This is a genomic window from Rhodococcus sp. AC861, assembly GCF_979256035.1.
The window spans coordinates 35649-51223 of the sequence record NZ_CEEDMW010000006.1 but is presented as its reverse complement, the minus strand read 5'-3'; the positions used below and the strand labels follow the sequence as shown (position 1 = coordinate 51223).

Below are 15575 nucleotides of genomic sequence, written 5' to 3'. Positions count from 1 at the left end.
GCGAAGGATCAGCCGATGATCGAGCTGCTGACGACGCCGGTACGCATCCGCTGCGGATGGTCGCCGACCACCGCGCTGCCCACTTCCAGACCGGTATCGAACGAGATGGACGAGACCTTGTCACTTCCCGCCCACGACACGAAGCAGTACTGACCGTCGGCACTGCGCGTGGACCAGTAGGGCTTCTCACCGGACGTCACCAGCGGCCCCGCCGTCAGGGTGTCCCGCGAGACCACGGTGGCGTAGTCCGACATCGTTCCCGCGACGCACATCTTGGTGCCCGCGGTGTTCATCGCGATGCCGTGATGGGCCGAGTCGAGCAGGTACGACTCGCGCGGAAGTGCCGCCGCCGCAGGGGTGATGGGCAGATCGGCCACCCGGGTCACCCGGTCCTGCTGCAGGTCGTACTCCACGATGCCGTGGAAGAAAGAGACCTGCAGGTAGAGGAAACGCTCGTCCGGCGAGAGCGTCATCGGGCGGACGGACGAACTCATGTCGGGGTGCCCGGCCTCGGCCAGCTTGCGCCCGATATCGATCTGGCGCGTGACGGCCCCGGTGGTCCTGTCGTAGAAGGCGATCCAGCGCGGGAACTTGGTCACGCCGAGAGCGGGCGCGTCGAGGGGTGACTCGACGCGGCCGATGCTCGCGTTGATGATGTATCGGCCGTCTTTCGTGTACACGTTCTCGTGCGGGGAAGTGCCGGTGGGGAATCTGCCGATCTCGCGGCCGTTCGCCGTATCCAGGATGTGCACCGTGTTGGCCGTCGACGCCGAGACAGCGACCTGTGTGCCGTCATCCGAGATGGCCATGTGATCGGCGCGCTGGCCGTCGACGACGAATCGCCAATCGATCGCACCGGTTGCGATGTCGAGGGAGACGACGTCGGCGAAGCTGGGCCGCGAGACGATCAGCTTCCTGCCGTCCTTCGAGGTGTACATGTCGTCGGCGTACTGGTCGTGCCCCTCGCCCACCAGCTGCCGGATTCCGAAGTAGAACGCGGCACGCACTGGATTCCGGTAGATCTCCGCGAGGCGCTGTTCTTTGTCCGGCACGACGTTCAACCGACCCAGTCTGGTCAGGTTGCCGTCGGGGGTGAGGTAGTCCGCGGTCCCGTCCCAGTTGTTGGCCACGAACAGCACGTCGGTCAGGTCGGGTGCAGCAGCGGCCGGCGTCGCGACCGCGACGGTGCCCATCGCCGTGAGCGCCGCGGTGGCGATGGTGAGAAGTGTAGTGCGAGCGGTCATGTGCGGCCCCCGAGAATGTCGTCGAGGCGCCCTGTGCCCCCCGGCTCCATCACGGTATCCGCCGACGTTCTCGCGGGCATGCGAACCTCGCGGAATACGTGCCAGCAGACAAGCTCAGCGTAATTCTTCAGGTGAAGTACCGACTTTTCGGCGAAGCCGCGGGACACTGTTCGAAACCTCGACATACAGACATTTCGTTGTCGGCCTCACGAGCATCTGCACGGCACCACTCGACGAAGGAGGAGCGATGACACGCGACGAGAAGGCCGCGCCCACGGTGCGCACGAGCTGCAGTGCGGATGCTCGGCGCAAGCCTGTGTCCGTGCATTCTCAGCCGTCGTTCATCGAGGTGCGCGGCGCGAAGGTTCACAACCTCGCCGACATCGACGTGTCGATACCCCTGCACACGCTTGTCGCGGTCGCGGGGGTGTCGGGGTCGGGAAAGTCGTCGTTGGCGATGGGGGTTCTGTACGCGGAGGGCTCGCGCCGCTACATCGAGGCACTCTCGACCTACACTCGCCGCCGAATGTCGCAGTCCGCCCGCGCCGACGTCGACAGTGTCGAGCACGTGCCGGCCGCACTGGCCCTGCGCCAGAGACCCGGCGTGCCCGGCGTGCGCAGCACCTTCGGCACGTCGACCGAGCTACTCAACGTCCTGCGACTGATGTTCTCGCGGTTGGGTTCTCATTGTTGTCCGAACGGTCACCGACTCGCCCCCACGGTGGAGGTCGCCCTCGACCACGACCTGACGTGCCCGGTCTGCGGAGCCACCTTCTACCCTCCCGGCGCCGAGTCGCTCGCCTTCAACTCCGACGGCGCCTGCCCTCGATGTTCGGGCAACGGCGTCGTGCGCGAGGTGGACGAGCGCATGCTGGTGCCCGATCCGAGCCTGAGTATCGACGCCGGTGCGGTGGCTCCCTGGTCGATGTTCGGTCTCACGGTGATGCCTCGCGTCGTCGCCGAGATGGGCGTACGCACCGATGTGCCCTACGAGGAACTGCGCGCCGAGGAGCGCGACCTCGTCATGCACGGCGCGGAGGAGAAGCGGCACATCACCGTTCCCACCAAGAACGGCAAGCTGTTCGAGATGGACTTCACCTACCGCAATGCCGTACGCGCGGTGGAGGAAGCGGTGAACAAGGCGACGAGCGAGAAGGGGCTGAGCCGTGTCGACCGTTACATCAGCACCCACACCTGCCCCAGTTGCCACGGCGTCCGTCTCAGCGACTCGGCCCTCCGATCGCACATCGGCGGCATCGATCTCGGCCAGGCCACCGCCAAGACTCTGGACGACCTCACCGGCTGGGTCACCACCATCGAAACGTCCTTGCCCGCGGACATGACGCAGATGGCGCGCAACCTCGTCGACACACTCCTCGAGATGGCCCGGCGCCTCGTCGGGCTCGGCCTGGGCTATCTGACACTCGACCGCGGCAGTGCCACCCTCTCCACAGGCGAACGGCAACGCGTTCAACTCGCGCGTGCGGTGCGTAACCGAACCACCGGTGTGCTCTACGTGTTGGACGAACCGTCCATCGGACTTCACCCGTCCAACGTCGACGCCCTTCTCGACATCATGCGAGACCTCTTGCGGGACGGGAACTCCGTGGTGTGTGTCGACCACGACGTGCAGGTCCTACGCGATGCCGACTGGATCGTCGAGATGGGTCCCGGCGCGGGCAGAGACGGCGGACACGTGGTGGCGACCGGCACTCCCGCCGACCTGGGAGACGATCCGGCCTCCTCGCTCGGCGGCTTCCTCGTCGGTCGCGAAGGTATCGTCGTGCGCGATCGCGCACCGTCCGATCAGATGTTCGCCCGCGGACGGATTCACCTGACCACCCGTCCCCTGCATACCGTTCACGCTCTCGCAGTGGACATCCCGTCGGGGCGTATCACCGCGGTGACCGGCGTCTCCGGGTCCGGCAAGACCACGATGGTTCTCGACAGCCTGGTGCCCGCACTGATCGCTCGCGGCGCCGGCGGACGCCCACCCGCACACGTCACAGCATTCGACGCACCGGGCATCACGCGCGTCAACGTGGTCGACGCCACCCCCATCGGGATCAACGTGCGCTCCACCGTCGCCACGTACAGCGGGATCCTCGACGACCTGCGCCGCGCCTTCGCATCGACACCGGCGGCCGCAGAGCGCGGTCTCACGGCCGCCGACTTCTCGTACAACACAGGGTCCCTGCGCTGCCCCAGGTGCGAGGGAACCGGCCAGATCTCACTCGATGTGCAGTTCCTGCCGGATGTCGACATCGACTGCCCCGACTGCTCCGGCACGCGCTACTCCCCGGCCGCCCACGAGATCCGCCGACCTGTCCAGAAGGCCTCCGGCCCACCGGACATCTCGCTCCCGGACCTGCTCTCGTGCACGGTGACCGAGGCGCTGAATCTCACCACCGACCTCCGGCGCGTCCACACCCGCCTGCAGACCCTCGTCGACCTCGGATTGGGCTACCTCACCCTCGGCGAAGCCACACCCGCCCTCTCCGGCGGCGAGGCACAGCGCCTCAAATTGGCAACCGAACTACGTCGCGACCAAGCCGACACCCTCTTCGTCTTCGACGAACCCAGCGTCGGACTGCACCCACTCGACGTCCGCACACTGCTCACCGTCATCGACCGCCTCAACGACAACGGCGCCACCGTCGTCGTCATCGAACACGACCTCGACATGATCGCCAACGCCGACCACATCATCGACATGGGCCCCGGCGGCGGTGACGCCGGCGGACGCATCGTCGCCACCGGCACACCCGACGACGTCGCCGCCGACCCCTCGAGCATCACCGGTCGCTACCTTCACGAGCACCTACGAGCTGGAGCGGACGCGGGACACAACTCTCGCGGGTGAACCGCGGCACTACCGCCACACTCACATGTCGCGCGGCGCAGCGTTGTGGCGTCGACGTTCACGTGCAACAGTGCGGTACCGAAGAGTACTACGACGGTGACTGTTTCGATCACCGAGAGGATCGACAACGCACGCAGAAGCCCGGGAGTTACGCGGTCTCACCGGGCCATACGACCATCAACACCACGACGACGACCCACACCAGGTCGAAGGCACCGGTCGACATCCCGATTCGTCGCAGACGCGCACCCGTGTCCGGTGAGGTCAGCGCCTCTCGCTGCAGCGGAGCGATCCGGAAGGCCAGCAAGCCACCGGCTACTGCAGTGAGAGCCATCGCCGCAATCACTACGTATCGGTCGTTCTTGGGCGGACAGCAAGAGGTCCTCCACACCTTCAATTTAACTGAAGGCTTACCGATCGCGGGCGGCCCATTGCTCCGCATGCACGCGCAGCGCCTCGGCCAGATCGGGCGCCGCCGTCGAGAACTTGTCGTCCACCGTTTTCATCACGTCGGCGGCACGAGCCAGCAGCTCCTCGCCGTCACTCGAAATACTGAGGTGCGCTGCGGATCCCGAGTGCGCCGTGTGATCATCGACCAGTCCGGACGAGATGAAACCGGCGACTGTGACGTGCACACTTTGCACCGTGATGGACGAGCGACGGGCGAGTTCACTGAACGAGATGCCGGGCGCGGATCCGATGTGAGCGAGCATCCCGTACTTGCGAGCAGTCAATCCCATGGCCTTGAGCGCCTCGTTCAGCGTGGACTCCCACGCCTTGGCCACTGCCAGCAGTGCCGTCGTGGGGCTCAGGGGAACTCGGTCGACCATGAAGTAACACTATCGGCCGTGCCCCGTCGCCTGCACCGAGACGACGGTGCGGAGCCGCGGTGCGGCAGGGGCTGCACCGCGAGCAGTGCGAGCGCGTGGAAATTGGTGTCCGGTAGCACCGCGGTCCGCAGCCGCGGAATGTGGTCGCTCACCCGACCGCGAGAACTACTACGTTGCGTAGCAGCCGGGTAGGGTGTCGGCGGTGAGCACCCCGGCGACCAGTGCGCCTCTGCGCGGCGTCGTCGTCGGTGCGCTGTCCGTGCTCATCACCGCCGCCGCTCACGATCTCGGTGGAGCGGCACTGCCCTCGCAATCCGCCGCCGTCGCGCTGCTCGCAGTCTGCGTCGGCGTCGGGTGGATGGTCTCGACAGTGCCGGCCGGCAGGAACCGCCTCGTCGTCGCACTCGCCGTCGCACAGGCGCTCGGGCACCTCACCCTGGCCGTCGTGGACGGTCATCATCACGGTGCGCTCCTCGACCTTCGCATGGCCGCCGCGCACACTCTTGCCATCGGTATCGGCGCCGTCGCCGTCCACGGCGCCGAGCGCGGCATCATCGCCGCCGCCGGGGCGATGCGCCGTATCCTCCCGGTCGTTCTCGCCGTGGCGGACGTCGACACCGACACGGTCCGGCCAGCCCGCCCCGTCATCCGTGTCGACGCACCCGCGCGTCTGCTCGACCTTTCCGGGTGCGGCACTCGCGGCCCTCCCGCTCGACTCCGGTAACCCCTCCTCAACAGCCGCCCGACGCAGCACGCCGTCGGGTGAGGCATCTCGCCGCGCCGACCGTCGATCTCGTGTGTCGAGACTCGGCGCTCTCGTGCGCGCCATCACCGGAATCGAGCACAACCGTGTCCACACCCGAGAAGACCGAGCCCACCGCGGCTCCCGCACCGCCGCCGCCCACCTCGCGGTGGCGACCACTGATCCTGCGCCTGCACTTCTACGCCGGCATCTTCATCGCACCGTTCATTCTCGTCGCCGCCGTGACCGGCGGCCTCTATGCCATCGCACCCACACTCGAGAGCGTCGTCTACCGCGACCTGCTCCACACCGACAGCACCGGACCCGCACTACCGGTGTCCGACCAGATCCTCTCCGCGCAGCAGGAGCGACCCGATCTCACCGTCGCCGCCGTCCGACCGGCCACCGAACCGGGCGACACCACCCGCGTCCTGTTCACCGATCCGAGCCTCGGCGAGTCGAAACGCGCCGCCGTGTTCATCGACCCCGCCACCGCCGCCCCCGTCGGGCAGTCGACGGTCTACGGTTCGTCCGGCTCGCTTCCGCTGCGCACCTGGCTCAGCGAACTACATCGCACCCTGCACCTCGGCGACACCGGGCGCCTCTACAGCGAACTCGCCGCGTCCTGGCTCGGCGTCGTCGCGCTGGGCGGAGCGTTCCTCTGGGTGGAGCGCTTCCGACGCCGGCGCAGGCGGAACTCCGACAATGCACGCCTGTTCACCGTCGACCGCACCGCCCGCGGTCGACGGCGCACACTCGGCCTGCACGGGGCGAGCGGAGCGTGGATCGTCGTCGGGTTGGTGTTCCTGTCGGCGACCGGACTGACGTGGTCGAACCACGCCGGCGCGAACATCGGCGACCTACGGAGCGCGCTGAGCTGGACCACCCCCGCCGTCGCCACCGATCTCACCGGTCACGCCGGTCAGTCCGACGACCAGCACGCAGGCCACGCCGGACACGGCACGTCCGATGCCGCGACGACAGCCGAGCCGGTGGATGTCCGGCAGATCGACGGTGTCCTCGCCGTCGCTCGTGCGAACGACGTCACCGGCGCCGTCGAAGCATCGATCCCCACCTCGAGCGACACCGCCTTCACGGTGGCGCAACTCCGTGATCCGTGGGTGTTCTCCACAGACTCGATCGCCGTCGACGGAGCGTCCGACCGGGTCGTCGACGTGCAACGCTTCGACGACTGGCCGCTCGCCGCCCAACTCACCACCTGGGGCATCAGCCTGCACATGGGCGTGCTGTTCGGGCTCGTCAGCCAGATCGCCCTGCTGGCGTTGGCCGCGGTCCTGGTGACCATGATCATCGCCGGATATCGAATGTGGTTCCAACGCAGACCTGTTCGTAGTGGCGCATCCCCGGTGGGCCGGCCGCCGCAGCGGGGAGCCCTCTGGCGCATCCCGCCCGTCGCTGCGGTCGGACTCGTCGTCGCCACCGTGGCCGTGGGGTGGTTCGTGCCGCTCCTGGGTCTGTCCCTGCTCGCCTTCCTCACCGTCGACCTCGTCGCCGGCTTCCGCTCGCGTAGTGCACGCGTGTGAGAAGCGCGATGGAGTTTCGACGCAACCTCGATCTCCGTCACCTTCGAGGAGGCAGGTGATGTGACCGTCGACGCACCATTCGACATCAGCGAACCCGGCCGACTCGGCGATACCGAGCGCCCGCTACCTCCCACGGTGGCAGCGTCGGCCCGGGTCACGACGTGCTGCCGCTCGAACCGGACGGTCGCGGACGAGTGCGGAGCGGGGTCGATGTCGGTAGCGTGATCACCACGATCAGTCCCCCGTCCGGGTTCGGTTCGAGCGAAAGACTCCCCCTGTTCTCGCGGGCGAGCTGATCGACGATGGACAATCCGAGGCCGGATCCACCCGGGCGTCGGGTCCAGAAACGGTCGAGCGCACGGCGCCGGTCCTCCGCCGAGAGTCCCGGCCCTCTATCGGTGATCGTCAGGCGCAAGGACTCACCCCCGACCGCGGCGTCGACGACGATGTCGGTGCCCGGTGGGGCGACGTCGACCGCGTTGGCCAGAACATTGTCCAGGAATTGTTCGAGGTGACCGTCGCCGAGGACCGCCCGAGTACCGGCGGGAACGCACGAGACCAGTTCCACGCCATGCGCACTCGCCGCAGCGGACCAGGTGGCGAGGCGCTCGTCGACGACGGCCCGAACGTCGACCGTTGTCGGACGGTCGATCGGCTTCTGGGCGCGCGCGAGGGTCAACAGGTCGTGCACCAGGCGCGTCATCCGTACGGTGTCCGCGATCGACCGGTCCACGGCCGCCCGTGCGTCGGGGTCGCTCACCTCGTCCTGGAGGTTGTCGAGACTCAATCGCAGAGCGGTCAACGGTGTGCGGAGTTGGTGCGACGCGTCGGCCACGAACTGCCTCTTCGCGTCGATCAGGTCGCTGATGCGCCGAGCGGCATCGTTCATGGATTCGGCGACCCGACGTGTCTCTTCCGGCCCGGCGTCCAACGGATCCGTGCGGGCGGCGAAGTCCCCGCGTGACAGGGACCGAGCCATACCGTCGAGAAGCCGCAACGGACGCGTCATCGACCGGGCGAGCCACCACGCCGCGGCCGCCGCAATACCCAGCGTCGCCAACGCCACGATCAGCTGGAACCCGAACAGCTCCTTGATCTGCGCGGTGACGGGAGCGGACGGATACGTCAGACGCACCGCTCCGACCGTCGTACCGTTCGGATCGTTCGACGGCACGGTGACCTGCAGACCGGGCTCACCGAGCACGGAATCGTCCGTACGCGTCACGGTTTCCCGCCCCTGCAGCGCCGCGCCGATGTCGACTCCGAGAGGGTTCGACACCGGACGTCCCAGTGCGGGACGCCCGTCCGCGGAGAGCAACTCCACCCGGCCACCCGTCTGCTCCTCGAGGTTGCTGCGCAGTGTGAGCAGCGCCAGGTCCGCTCCCGCCGCCGAGTCGGGATCGGCGGCATCAGCGGTCGCGAGCAGGACCGCGACTGTGCGCGCTTCACGCAGTCCCACCTCCGCCTGGTTGCCGAGCAGGGCGTTCACCAGTCCGATGCCCTCGGGAACGGTGAACAGCGCCAACGCGAGTGCCACCAGTGCGAGATACGACGCGACGAGACGGCGGACCATCAGACCTCCAGGCGGAAACCGACGCCGCGCACGGTCGTCAGAGCGAGCGCGTCGCCGAACTTCTGCCGGAGCGCAGCGACGTGGACGTCCAGCGTTCTCGTGGGGCCGAACCAGTGCTCGTCCCACACCGCCTCCATCAGCTGTTCGCGGGTGAACACCGCGCCCGGCGACTCGGCGAGGTGAGCGAGGAGGTCGAACTCCTTCGGCGCCAGCAGAATCTCGACGCCGTCCACACTTACTCGGCGGGCAGCACGGTCGAGCAGGATCGGCCCGAGCGACTGGGGCGCCGCCACCGACGTAACGGAGTCGGACCCGGTGCGCCGCATCACCGCTCGAATACGGGCGATGATCTCGCGCACCCCGAACGGCTTGCTGACGTAGTCGTCCGCACCCACCTCGAGACCGGCCACGGTGTCGATCTCGTCGTCTCGTGCGGTGATGACGACGATGGGTACCGCTGAGCTCCTGCGGATCTCACGGCACACGTCGAGCCCGTCCATGTCGGGTAGCCCGAGGTCGAGCAGAACCACGTCGGGCAGCGGAGCCGCGAGTGCGTCCGCTCCCGTCGTCACCTGCTGCACCTCGTAGCCGTATCGCCGCAGACCCGCGGTCAGAGGGTCGGAGATCGACGGGTCGTCTTCGACCAGGAGTACGCGCACGGGTCATGGTCCCATCCCGGCGGTGTCCGCCGTGTCAGGTAGATCAGGCAGGCAACTTCGAGGAGTGGTGGTCGACGATCACGACGTCCCCGTCGTCCTCGAGCTCGAAGACGAAAGTGAAGCGCGCCGGCACCTCGTCCCCGGACTCGCCCATGGTGAACGTGTAGAGGCCCGACAGCGATCCCGACGTGGGGCTGAGCAGCTGCGGCACGGACTCGTCGACCTCGCCGGTCGGCTTCTTGGTGACGAAGTCGGTGAAATAGGCCAGTCGCTCTTCGGAGCTGTTGTACACCCCTGCCCACAACGTCGGAAGAAGCACCGCGTCCTCTCGGTAGAGAGCGTTGATCGCCTGCGGGTCGCCCTGCGCGACGGTATCGAGCCAGGTATCGAACTGGTCCTCGATGCGGTCGAGGGTGAGTTCGCCGACCGCGTCGACGGAGGCGTTGGTGCCTGCGGCGGTGACGGTGTCGGCTGCGACGGGCGTGGATGCCTGTCCGGTGCCGCATGCCGACAGAACGACGGCGGCTGCGACGACGGCAGCGACGGAGGTGGCGCGGACGACGGTGTTGGTGCGCATGGTCTTACCTCTCGATCTGGTGTCACCGAACCACTTTCGGTGACAGATCAAGCATCGCGATGCGATTGCCAGCGCAGCGTCAGGGAAGTGTCAGCGGACGGACAACTTTCCACCCGGAGCGGTGTGACGCGTGTTCCCGAGACGGCGCTGTATGACCGTCGACACCCGCACGCATCATGTCCGCTGGTCGCGGCACCTCCTGTCCACTGCGGCCGAACCGGACCGTGTGACAACGCTTCTCACGTTTCGTCGGTGCCCAGCGAGTGCTCCACCCGCTGGACAACCCGCTCAGCCGTCCACAACGGGATGTCGCGAGCATTGTGCGGACCATCCGGACGGGAACACCTGCACCACCATGCGGCGACCGCACCACGCGCAGTACCGCGGTGGCCCCAGGTCACGAGGCCGTGGTCGCGCCCCGTCGGCCAAGGGTGCGCCCGTCCACCCGTCGTACGCGGGGGACTCAGAGCGCGGCATCGAGTGCCTTGACCGGCATCATCAGCTCTGCCAACAGGTCGAGATCGGATTCGGCCGGACGACCGAGTGTCGTCAGATAGTTGCCGACGATGATGGCGTTGATGCGCCAAGAATGCCCTGTCGCGCGCCGAGATCGCCGATTGTGATCTTTCGGCCGTCGGTGAAACGCAACGTCGTGCGAGGGAGCGCGAGCCGGAATGCCGCGATGGCGCGGAGGGCAGCGGTCTCGGGCAGGACCTCGAGGTGGGTGAACGGGGTCCCGGGGCCGCGGCTCGAAGAAGGACGTCCGTTGCTACATGACTCATGATCACACCGTCTGTTGGACCCAGTACAGACCAGATGGCGACGCCCTGACCAGCAGTAATGCACCGTCAGTCTCTGCCCGGAGAGCCCGAACGCGTGAGTTTCGAGCTGAAAGTCATGAATAAGTAGTGAGTGACACCGGAACCAGAAGAGCCCCTGATCAGCATAACTGCTGATCAGGGGATCTTTTTGGTGCGCCCACAGGGACTCGAACCCCGGACCCAGTGATTAAGAGTCACTTGCTCTACCAACTGAGCTATAGGCGCATGGTCGGAGCAACGTGCGCTCCTTGGTGCGTGAAAGACATTAACACCTGGCGCGCAGGGAGTGAAATCGAGTCACTGACCTGCGCGGATGCTCAGCTGACGATCTTGCGGATCACCAGGAGTGCGACGACAGCGCCGACGCCGATGAGCGAGAACTTCACTGCCGGCTCGTTGAGGGTGCTGACGACACTGCGCTTGGTGTTCTCCACCAGGCGCTTGGGGTTGGCGCGCACGCTGAGCTCGTCCAGCGTCGACGCCAGCTGGTCGCGTGCGGCCTCGATGTCGCGCTCGATGTTGTCGGTGTTGCGTGCCACGAAAGCCCTCCCGGGTGAGCGTCTGTGCAGAACTGGTGCGGTTGACTCACGAGCCTAGAGCACGCCGTCCGGCTCGCTCCTCCGACTGTGAGGTGTCGGGATAGGTTTGGTGGCGTGACCGCGAACTCGAGACTCTCCGCCGGCGATGCCGCTCCCGATCTGACCCTGTCCGACGCCGACGGCAACACCGTCTCGCTGGCGGACTACGCCGGTAAGCGCGTGGTGGTGTACTTCTACCCCGCTGCCGGGACACCGGGCTGCACGAAGCAGGCCTGCGACTTCCGCGACAGCCTCGCTCAGCTGAACGACGCCGGCCTGGACGTGCTGGGTGTCTCGCCCGACAAGCCCGCGAAGCTGGCGAAGTTCCGTGACGCGGAGGGCCTGACCTTCCCGTTGTTGTCGGACCCGGAGAAGTCGACTCTGCAGGCGTGGGGCGCATTCGGTGAGAAGTCGATGTACGGCAAGACCGTCACCGGGGTGATCCGGTCGACGTTCGTCATCGACGCCGACGGCAAGGTCGAGGTGGCTCAGTACAACGTGAAGGCCACCGGCCACGTCGCCAAGCTCATCCGCGATCTGAAGCTCTGAGCCGCCACTCCCCCGGCACTCTGCTGAGGAAGGCGGCCTCGGCCACGGCGATGTTCTCGATCTCGGTCGGGTCGACGCTCTCGTTCGGCGCGTGGATGGTGCAGAGAGGCTCCTCGACGCCCATCAGGACCATCTCCGCGTCGGGCACGGCCCGCTGCAGCGCAGTGCACAGCGGGATCGAGCCTCCCTGCCCCGCGAACTGCACGGGCTGACCGTAGGCGTCGCCGAGTGCGCCGAGCAGCGCGCTGTACGCGGGGCCGTCCGTCCGCGCGGAGAACGGGGCACCCACCGCGTCGGGCGTGACGCTCACGCGTACGGACCACGGTGCGGCATTCTCGATATGGGCGATCAGAAGGTCTCGTGTCCGCTCGGCGTCCATGCCCGGCGGGATGCGTAGGCCGATGCGGGCGGACGCTCGCGGAACGACAGCGGCGGCGCTCCCGACCACGGGTGGGCAGTCGATACCCATGACGGTGACCGACGGCCGCGCCCACAGATGGTCGGCGATACTGCCGCTGCCGGTGAGGTCGACCCCGTCGAGCACTCCCGCGTCGTCCCGGAAGCGGTCGATCGGGTAGTCGGCGCCCTGCCACGCCCCGGTGCCGTCGACACCGTCGATAGTCGTGTTCCCGTGCTCGTCGTGCAGGGACGCGAGAACGGCGATCAGCGCCACCAAGGCATCGGGCGCCGGGCCGCCGTACATTCCGGAATGGACTGCGCCGTTCAATGTTTCGATGTCGACGCGAATGATCGCCATTCCGCGGAGGGATGTCGTCAACGTCGGGGTGCCGACGGCGATGTTGCCCGTGTCACCGATCACGATGATGTCCGACGCGAACAGTTCGGGCCGCTCGTTCACCAGGTCTTCGAGACCACCGGTGCCGGTTTCCTCCGACCCTTCGCAGACGACGACCACGCCCACCTCCGCGTCGTCCGCCAGCGCGCGGAGTGCTGACAGGTGCATGAGCACGTTGCCTTTGCAGTCCGCGGATCCTCGCCCGTACCAGCGGCCGTCCTGCTCGGTCAGCTCGAAAGGTGGCGTGTTCCACAGTGACTCGTCGCCGGCAGGCTGAACGTCGTAGTGCGAGTAAAGCAACACGGTCGGTGCGCCGGGTGCAGCGGGTCGACGGCCGATGACGGCGGCCGAGCCGTCGGACGTGTCGTACAACTCGGCGTCGGTGATGCCGACATCGCGGAAAGCGTCGCGCACCCATTCCGCAGCTGCACGACACTCGGACGGGGGCGCCTGCTCCTGGTCCGCGATGGAGCGGAAGGCCACCAGCGTGGCCAACTCGTCACGGACTCGGGGCATGCCAGCGCGCACCCGCTCGCGCAGTTGCTCGACGGACGGGACAGAAGCTTCGGTGCCTGACGTCATCCACCCAGTCTGGCACTGTGCCTGCTAGCGGTTACTGAGGGAACTCCTGGTTCAGCCACTGTCCGGTCTCGGCCCAGTGCTTGGCCCACGCCTCGTCCTGGAGTTGCTGACGGGACTTGCTCGGATCGTTCTCCGGCACAGGGACAGTGAACTGCGGCGGCGGAACGGCACTGGGCGACTGCGACGACGACGGTGACGTCCACGAGGTGGGCGCCGGGGTCGCGGCAGTCCACGGAGCAGGCGCTGCGGCTGCGGGCGCCGTCCAGTCGGGTGCGGCAGCCGGAGTGTCGGCGGCGTCGGTGGGCAACGGTTCCGCAGGAGCAGCGGGAGGTGCGACAGGAGGAGCAGCCGGAGCAGGCGCAGCCGCGGCGAGAGCGGGACTGTCGACGGTCGGCGCGGAATCCCGGGCCTGCTGGGTCGCAGCCGTGTTCTGTGGTGCGCTGTCCGATCCACCCGAGATCACGGCGGCGGTGCCGATGCCGGCGGCGACCAGAACTGCTGCGGCGGCAGCACCGGCGAACCCGACAGCTCGGCGGGACCGACGGGGCGCGGCGACGGCCGCGGCAGTGGGGACGACCAGGAAGGATTCCGTCGGCGCGTCATCGTGCTGCACGGCCACCTCGGGGAGGACGACGGCCGGGAACACCTCCGTGTCGGTGTCGTGAACGGTCGGACGGTCCTCGACGGCCGGTGCGGGAACGACCTCGGGTTGGGTCGCGGTCGGTCGTGCTGCTGCGGCAGCAGCCGCAGCAGCCGCGGCGGCGACCCCGGACTTCTTCACCAGTGACGGGGCCGGACGTGCCGTCGTCGCGGACGACCGGCGGACCGGTACGGCCGGAACCGGTCGAACGGGCGACGTGGATCGCGCCACGGCGGGCTTCACGGGCGCTACCTCGTCCGGGGACGGCGCCGGGGTGGCGGAGCCGAAGACCGGCACGCCGAACGCGAGCTCGAGGATGGGAGGTGCGACGTCGATGTCCGCGGCGGCACCCGAGGTCACGACGCACATGACGTTGGCTTCGGCGACGTCGACCAGATCCCACAGGATCGGCACGGTCAGCCCGATCTGTTCCGGCGAGAAGCTGTCGAGGTGGATCGATTCGGCGGCGCCCAGCTCGGAGCCGTCGACAGGTGAGAGCAACGTGGCGGTGACGGTGCTGCCGTCGAGGTCGTAGAGGAGGACAGCAGACACCACCGTGGTGTCACCACGTCCTCGCGCACTCTTCTTCGGGGTGTTGCTCATGGTGTGCCTCCTCTTCTCGCAGACAGGCGCAGCCGACCCCACCGTTGGAACTCCCCCGAGACCGGTATCCATGGCCGGCTGGACGCCACTTCAGTGAACGTCTCGCCTTGTTGTCGACTCTAAACATACCGTAAGTTCATATTGGTCGCTGCAGAATGGTGTCGCCCTGTTCGAGATCAGCGGCGAAACGGATACTGTGGGCACCGTGGAGTCGACCGACGGATCACCGATGCTCAGCGCGCGGGACCCGTCGGCACCGCACCCGTCGACCGGTCCTCACCAGGACGAATCCGATGTCCGCGACGGTGACGACACCAGCGAGAACGCCGACGCGAACGAACCCGTCGAGCTGCTTCCGCGCCGACGGCCCACCCAGGAACGCAGCAAGAAGAAGTTCGACGCTCTGCTCAGTGCATCGCGCGATCTCCTGACGGACGTCGGTTTCGAGTCGTTCACGTGCGAGGAAGTGGCAGCGCGGGCAGGTCTGCCCATCGGCACGCTGTACCAGTTCTTCGCCAACAAGTACGTCATCGTGTGCGAGCTCAGTCGCAGAGATCTGTCCGGCGTGGAGCAGGAGCTGTCGGATTTCGACGGTGAGATCCCGTCGCTCGACTGGCTACGCTTCCTCGACGACTTCCTCGACCACCTGTCCGGATTGTGGACGTCCGACCCGTCCCGGCGCGAGGTGTGGCTGGCGATGCAGTCGACGCCGGCCACCAGGACCACCGGAATGATCCACGAGAAGGCGTTCGCGGCCCAGGTCGAGCGGATGCTGGCGCCGCTGACTCCGCGCACACCCCGTGTCCGACGCAACCTGATGGCCGAGGTGCTGGTGCACGTCGTCTACTCGATGCTCAACTTCTCGGTGCAGGACGGCCAGTCCCATGCTGATGCCGTCGCCGAACTCAAGCGCCTCATGGGCGCCTACCTCCTGGTAGCGGAAAAGGAGAGCCGACGCTGATCGCGCCGGCTCC

Annotated in this window: 15 protein-coding genes, 1 tRNA gene and 1 pseudogene; 5 read left to right on the top strand and 12 right to left on the bottom strand. The window is 67.4% G+C overall.

Annotation, left to right across the window (positions count from 1 at the left end; all coding sequences use genetic code 11):
- Nucleotides 1–8: 8 nt before the first annotated feature.
- Nucleotides 9–1244 (bottom strand): YncE family protein, encoded by a 1236-nt coding sequence (locus tag AC0IX4_RS18580; protein WP_471830356.1) that lies wholly within the window; start codon nt 1242–1244, stop codon nt 9–11.
- A gap of 247 nt (nt 1245–1491) precedes the next feature.
- Between AC0IX4_RS18580 and AC0IX4_RS18575 the strand changes: the two genes are divergently transcribed.
- Nucleotides 1492–4107: an excinuclease ABC subunit UvrA gene (locus AC0IX4_RS18575; protein ID WP_471830355.1), complete on the top strand. Its 2616-nt coding sequence runs from the start codon at nt 1492–1494 to the stop codon at nt 4105–4107.
- A 148-nt stretch (nt 4108–4255) separates the two neighbouring features.
- Here the strand turns inward: AC0IX4_RS18575 and AC0IX4_RS18570 are convergent, their stop codons facing one another.
- Both AC0IX4_RS18570 and AC0IX4_RS18565 read right to left on the bottom strand, forming a co-directional pair.
- Nucleotides 4256–4441, bottom strand: coding sequence for a hypothetical protein (locus tag AC0IX4_RS18570; RefSeq protein WP_471830353.1), 186 nt, complete (start codon nt 4439–4441; stop codon nt 4256–4258).
- A 76-nt stretch (nt 4442–4517) separates the two neighbouring features.
- On the bottom strand, nt 4518–4937 hold the full coding sequence (locus AC0IX4_RS18565; protein ID WP_056076088.1) for a MarR family winged helix-turn-helix transcriptional regulator: 420 nt from the start codon (nt 4935–4937) through the stop codon (nt 4518–4520).
- Nucleotides 4938–5139: 202 nt separating this feature from the next.
- Between AC0IX4_RS18565 and AC0IX4_RS18560 the strand changes: the two genes are divergently transcribed.
- Nucleotides 5140–5661, top strand: coding sequence for a hypothetical protein (locus AC0IX4_RS18560; protein WP_471830351.1), 522 nt, complete (start codon nt 5140–5142; stop codon nt 5659–5661).
- A gap of 125 nt (nt 5662–5786) precedes the next feature.
- Nucleotides 5787–7223 carry a PepSY-associated TM helix domain-containing protein gene (locus AC0IX4_RS18555; RefSeq protein WP_471830349.1) on the top strand — a complete coding sequence of 479 codons (1437 nt, stop codon included), beginning with the start codon at nt 5787–5789 and terminating at the stop codon, nt 7221–7223.
- 154 nt (nt 7224–7377) lie between these two features.
- Here the strand turns inward: AC0IX4_RS18555 and AC0IX4_RS18550 are convergent, their stop codons facing one another.
- The 7 genes and pseudogenes from AC0IX4_RS18550 to AC0IX4_RS18520 all read right to left on the bottom strand — a co-directional run bounded on the left by AC0IX4_RS18550 (nt 7378) and on the right by AC0IX4_RS18520 (nt 11392).
- On the bottom strand, nt 7378–8796 hold the full coding sequence (locus AC0IX4_RS18550) for a sensor histidine kinase (RefSeq protein ID WP_471830347.1): 1419 nt from the start codon (nt 8794–8796) through the stop codon (nt 7378–7380).
- Complete coding sequence (locus AC0IX4_RS18545) at nt 8796–9455, bottom strand: response regulator transcription factor (RefSeq protein WP_056076077.1); 660 nt, start codon at nt 9453–9455, stop codon at nt 8796–8798. The genes AC0IX4_RS18550 and AC0IX4_RS18545 overlap by 1 nt, the downstream gene beginning before the upstream one ends.
- A gap of 43 nt (nt 9456–9498) precedes the next feature.
- Nucleotides 9499–10032 carry a DUF4440 domain-containing protein gene (locus AC0IX4_RS18540; protein WP_082518623.1) on the bottom strand — a complete coding sequence of 178 codons (534 nt, stop codon included), beginning with the start codon at nt 10030–10032 and terminating at the stop codon, nt 9499–9501.
- A 288-nt stretch (nt 10033–10320) separates the two neighbouring features.
- On the bottom strand, nt 10321–10509 hold the full coding sequence (bsaP, locus tag AC0IX4_RS18535) for a biotin synthase auxiliary protein BsaP (protein WP_082518622.1): 189 nt from the start codon (nt 10507–10509) through the stop codon (nt 10321–10323).
- Nucleotides 10496–10773, bottom strand: a pseudogene (locus tag AC0IX4_RS18530) (biotin synthase BioB); the annotation flags it as partial. The gene bsaP and the pseudogene AC0IX4_RS18530, both read right to left, overlap by 14 nt.
- 229 nt (nt 10774–11002) lie before the next feature.
- Nucleotides 11003–11078: transfer RNA gene (locus AC0IX4_RS18525), tRNA-Lys, on the bottom strand.
- 92 nt (nt 11079–11170) lie between these two features.
- On the bottom strand, nt 11171–11392 hold the full coding sequence (locus tag AC0IX4_RS18520; protein WP_042575143.1) for a DUF3618 domain-containing protein: 222 nt from the start codon (nt 11390–11392) through the stop codon (nt 11171–11173).
- 114 nt (nt 11393–11506) lie between these two features.
- Between AC0IX4_RS18520 and bcp the strand changes: the two genes are divergently transcribed.
- The gene (gene bcp / locus AC0IX4_RS18515) at nt 11507–11980 is read left to right on the top strand and encodes a thioredoxin-dependent thiol peroxidase (protein WP_042575144.1); all 474 of its coding nucleotides are present in this window, start codon (nt 11507–11509) and stop codon (nt 11978–11980) included.
- Here bcp and AC0IX4_RS18510 read toward each other — a convergent pair.
- The gene (locus AC0IX4_RS18510) at nt 11958–13358 is read right to left on the bottom strand and encodes a M20/M25/M40 family metallo-hydrolase (protein WP_471830344.1); all 1401 of its coding nucleotides are present in this window, start codon (nt 13356–13358) and stop codon (nt 11958–11960) included. The genes bcp and AC0IX4_RS18510 overlap by 23 nt on opposite strands.
- A gap of 31 nt (nt 13359–13389) precedes the next feature.
- On the bottom strand, nt 13390–14601 hold the full coding sequence (locus AC0IX4_RS18505; RefSeq protein ID WP_471830343.1) for a hypothetical protein: 1212 nt from the start codon (nt 14599–14601) through the stop codon (nt 13390–13392).
- Nucleotides 14602–14806: 205 nt separating this feature from the next.
- Here AC0IX4_RS18505 and AC0IX4_RS18500 point away from each other — a divergent pair, with 205 nt between their 5' ends.
- Entirely contained in the window at nt 14807–15562 is a 756-nt protein-coding gene (locus AC0IX4_RS18500; RefSeq protein WP_231568716.1) for a TetR/AcrR family transcriptional regulator, read from the top strand.
- Nucleotides 15563–15575 lie beyond the last annotated feature (13 nt).

What these genes read in the sequence shown, in the direction of transcription:
- AC0IX4_RS18580 (WP_471830356.1), bottom strand. Translation starts at nt 1,244, where the DNA reads ATGACCGCTCGCACTACACTTCTCACCATCGCCACCGCGGCGCTCACG.
- AC0IX4_RS18575 (WP_471830355.1), top strand. Translation starts at nt 1,492, where the DNA reads ATGACACGCGACGAGAAGGCCGCGCCCACGGTGCGCACGAGCTGCAGT.
- AC0IX4_RS18570 (WP_471830353.1), bottom strand. Translation starts at nt 4,441, where the DNA reads ATGGCTCTCACTGCAGTAGCCGGTGGCTTGCTGGCCTTCCGGATCGCT.
- AC0IX4_RS18565 (WP_056076088.1), bottom strand. Translation starts at nt 4,937, where the DNA reads ATGGTCGACCGAGTTCCCCTGAGCCCCACGACGGCACTGCTGGCAGTG.
- AC0IX4_RS18550 (WP_471830347.1), bottom strand. Translation starts at nt 8,796, where the DNA reads ATGGTCCGCCGTCTCGTCGCGTCGTATCTCGCACTGGTGGCACTCGCG.
- AC0IX4_RS18540 (WP_082518623.1), bottom strand. Translation starts at nt 10,032, where the DNA reads ATGCGCACCAACACCGTCGTCCGCGCCACCTCCGTCGCTGCCGTCGTC.
- bsaP (WP_082518622.1), bottom strand. Translation starts at nt 10,509, where the DNA reads ATGCCGCGCTCTGAGTCCCCCGCGTACGACGGGTGGACGGGCGCACCC.
- AC0IX4_RS18510 (WP_471830344.1), bottom strand. Translation starts at nt 13,358, where the DNA reads ATGACGTCAGGCACCGAAGCTTCTGTCCCGTCCGTCGAGCAACTGCGC.
- AC0IX4_RS18505 (WP_471830343.1), bottom strand. Translation starts at nt 14,601, where the DNA reads ATGAGCAACACCCCGAAGAAGAGTGCGCGAGGACGTGGTGACACCACG.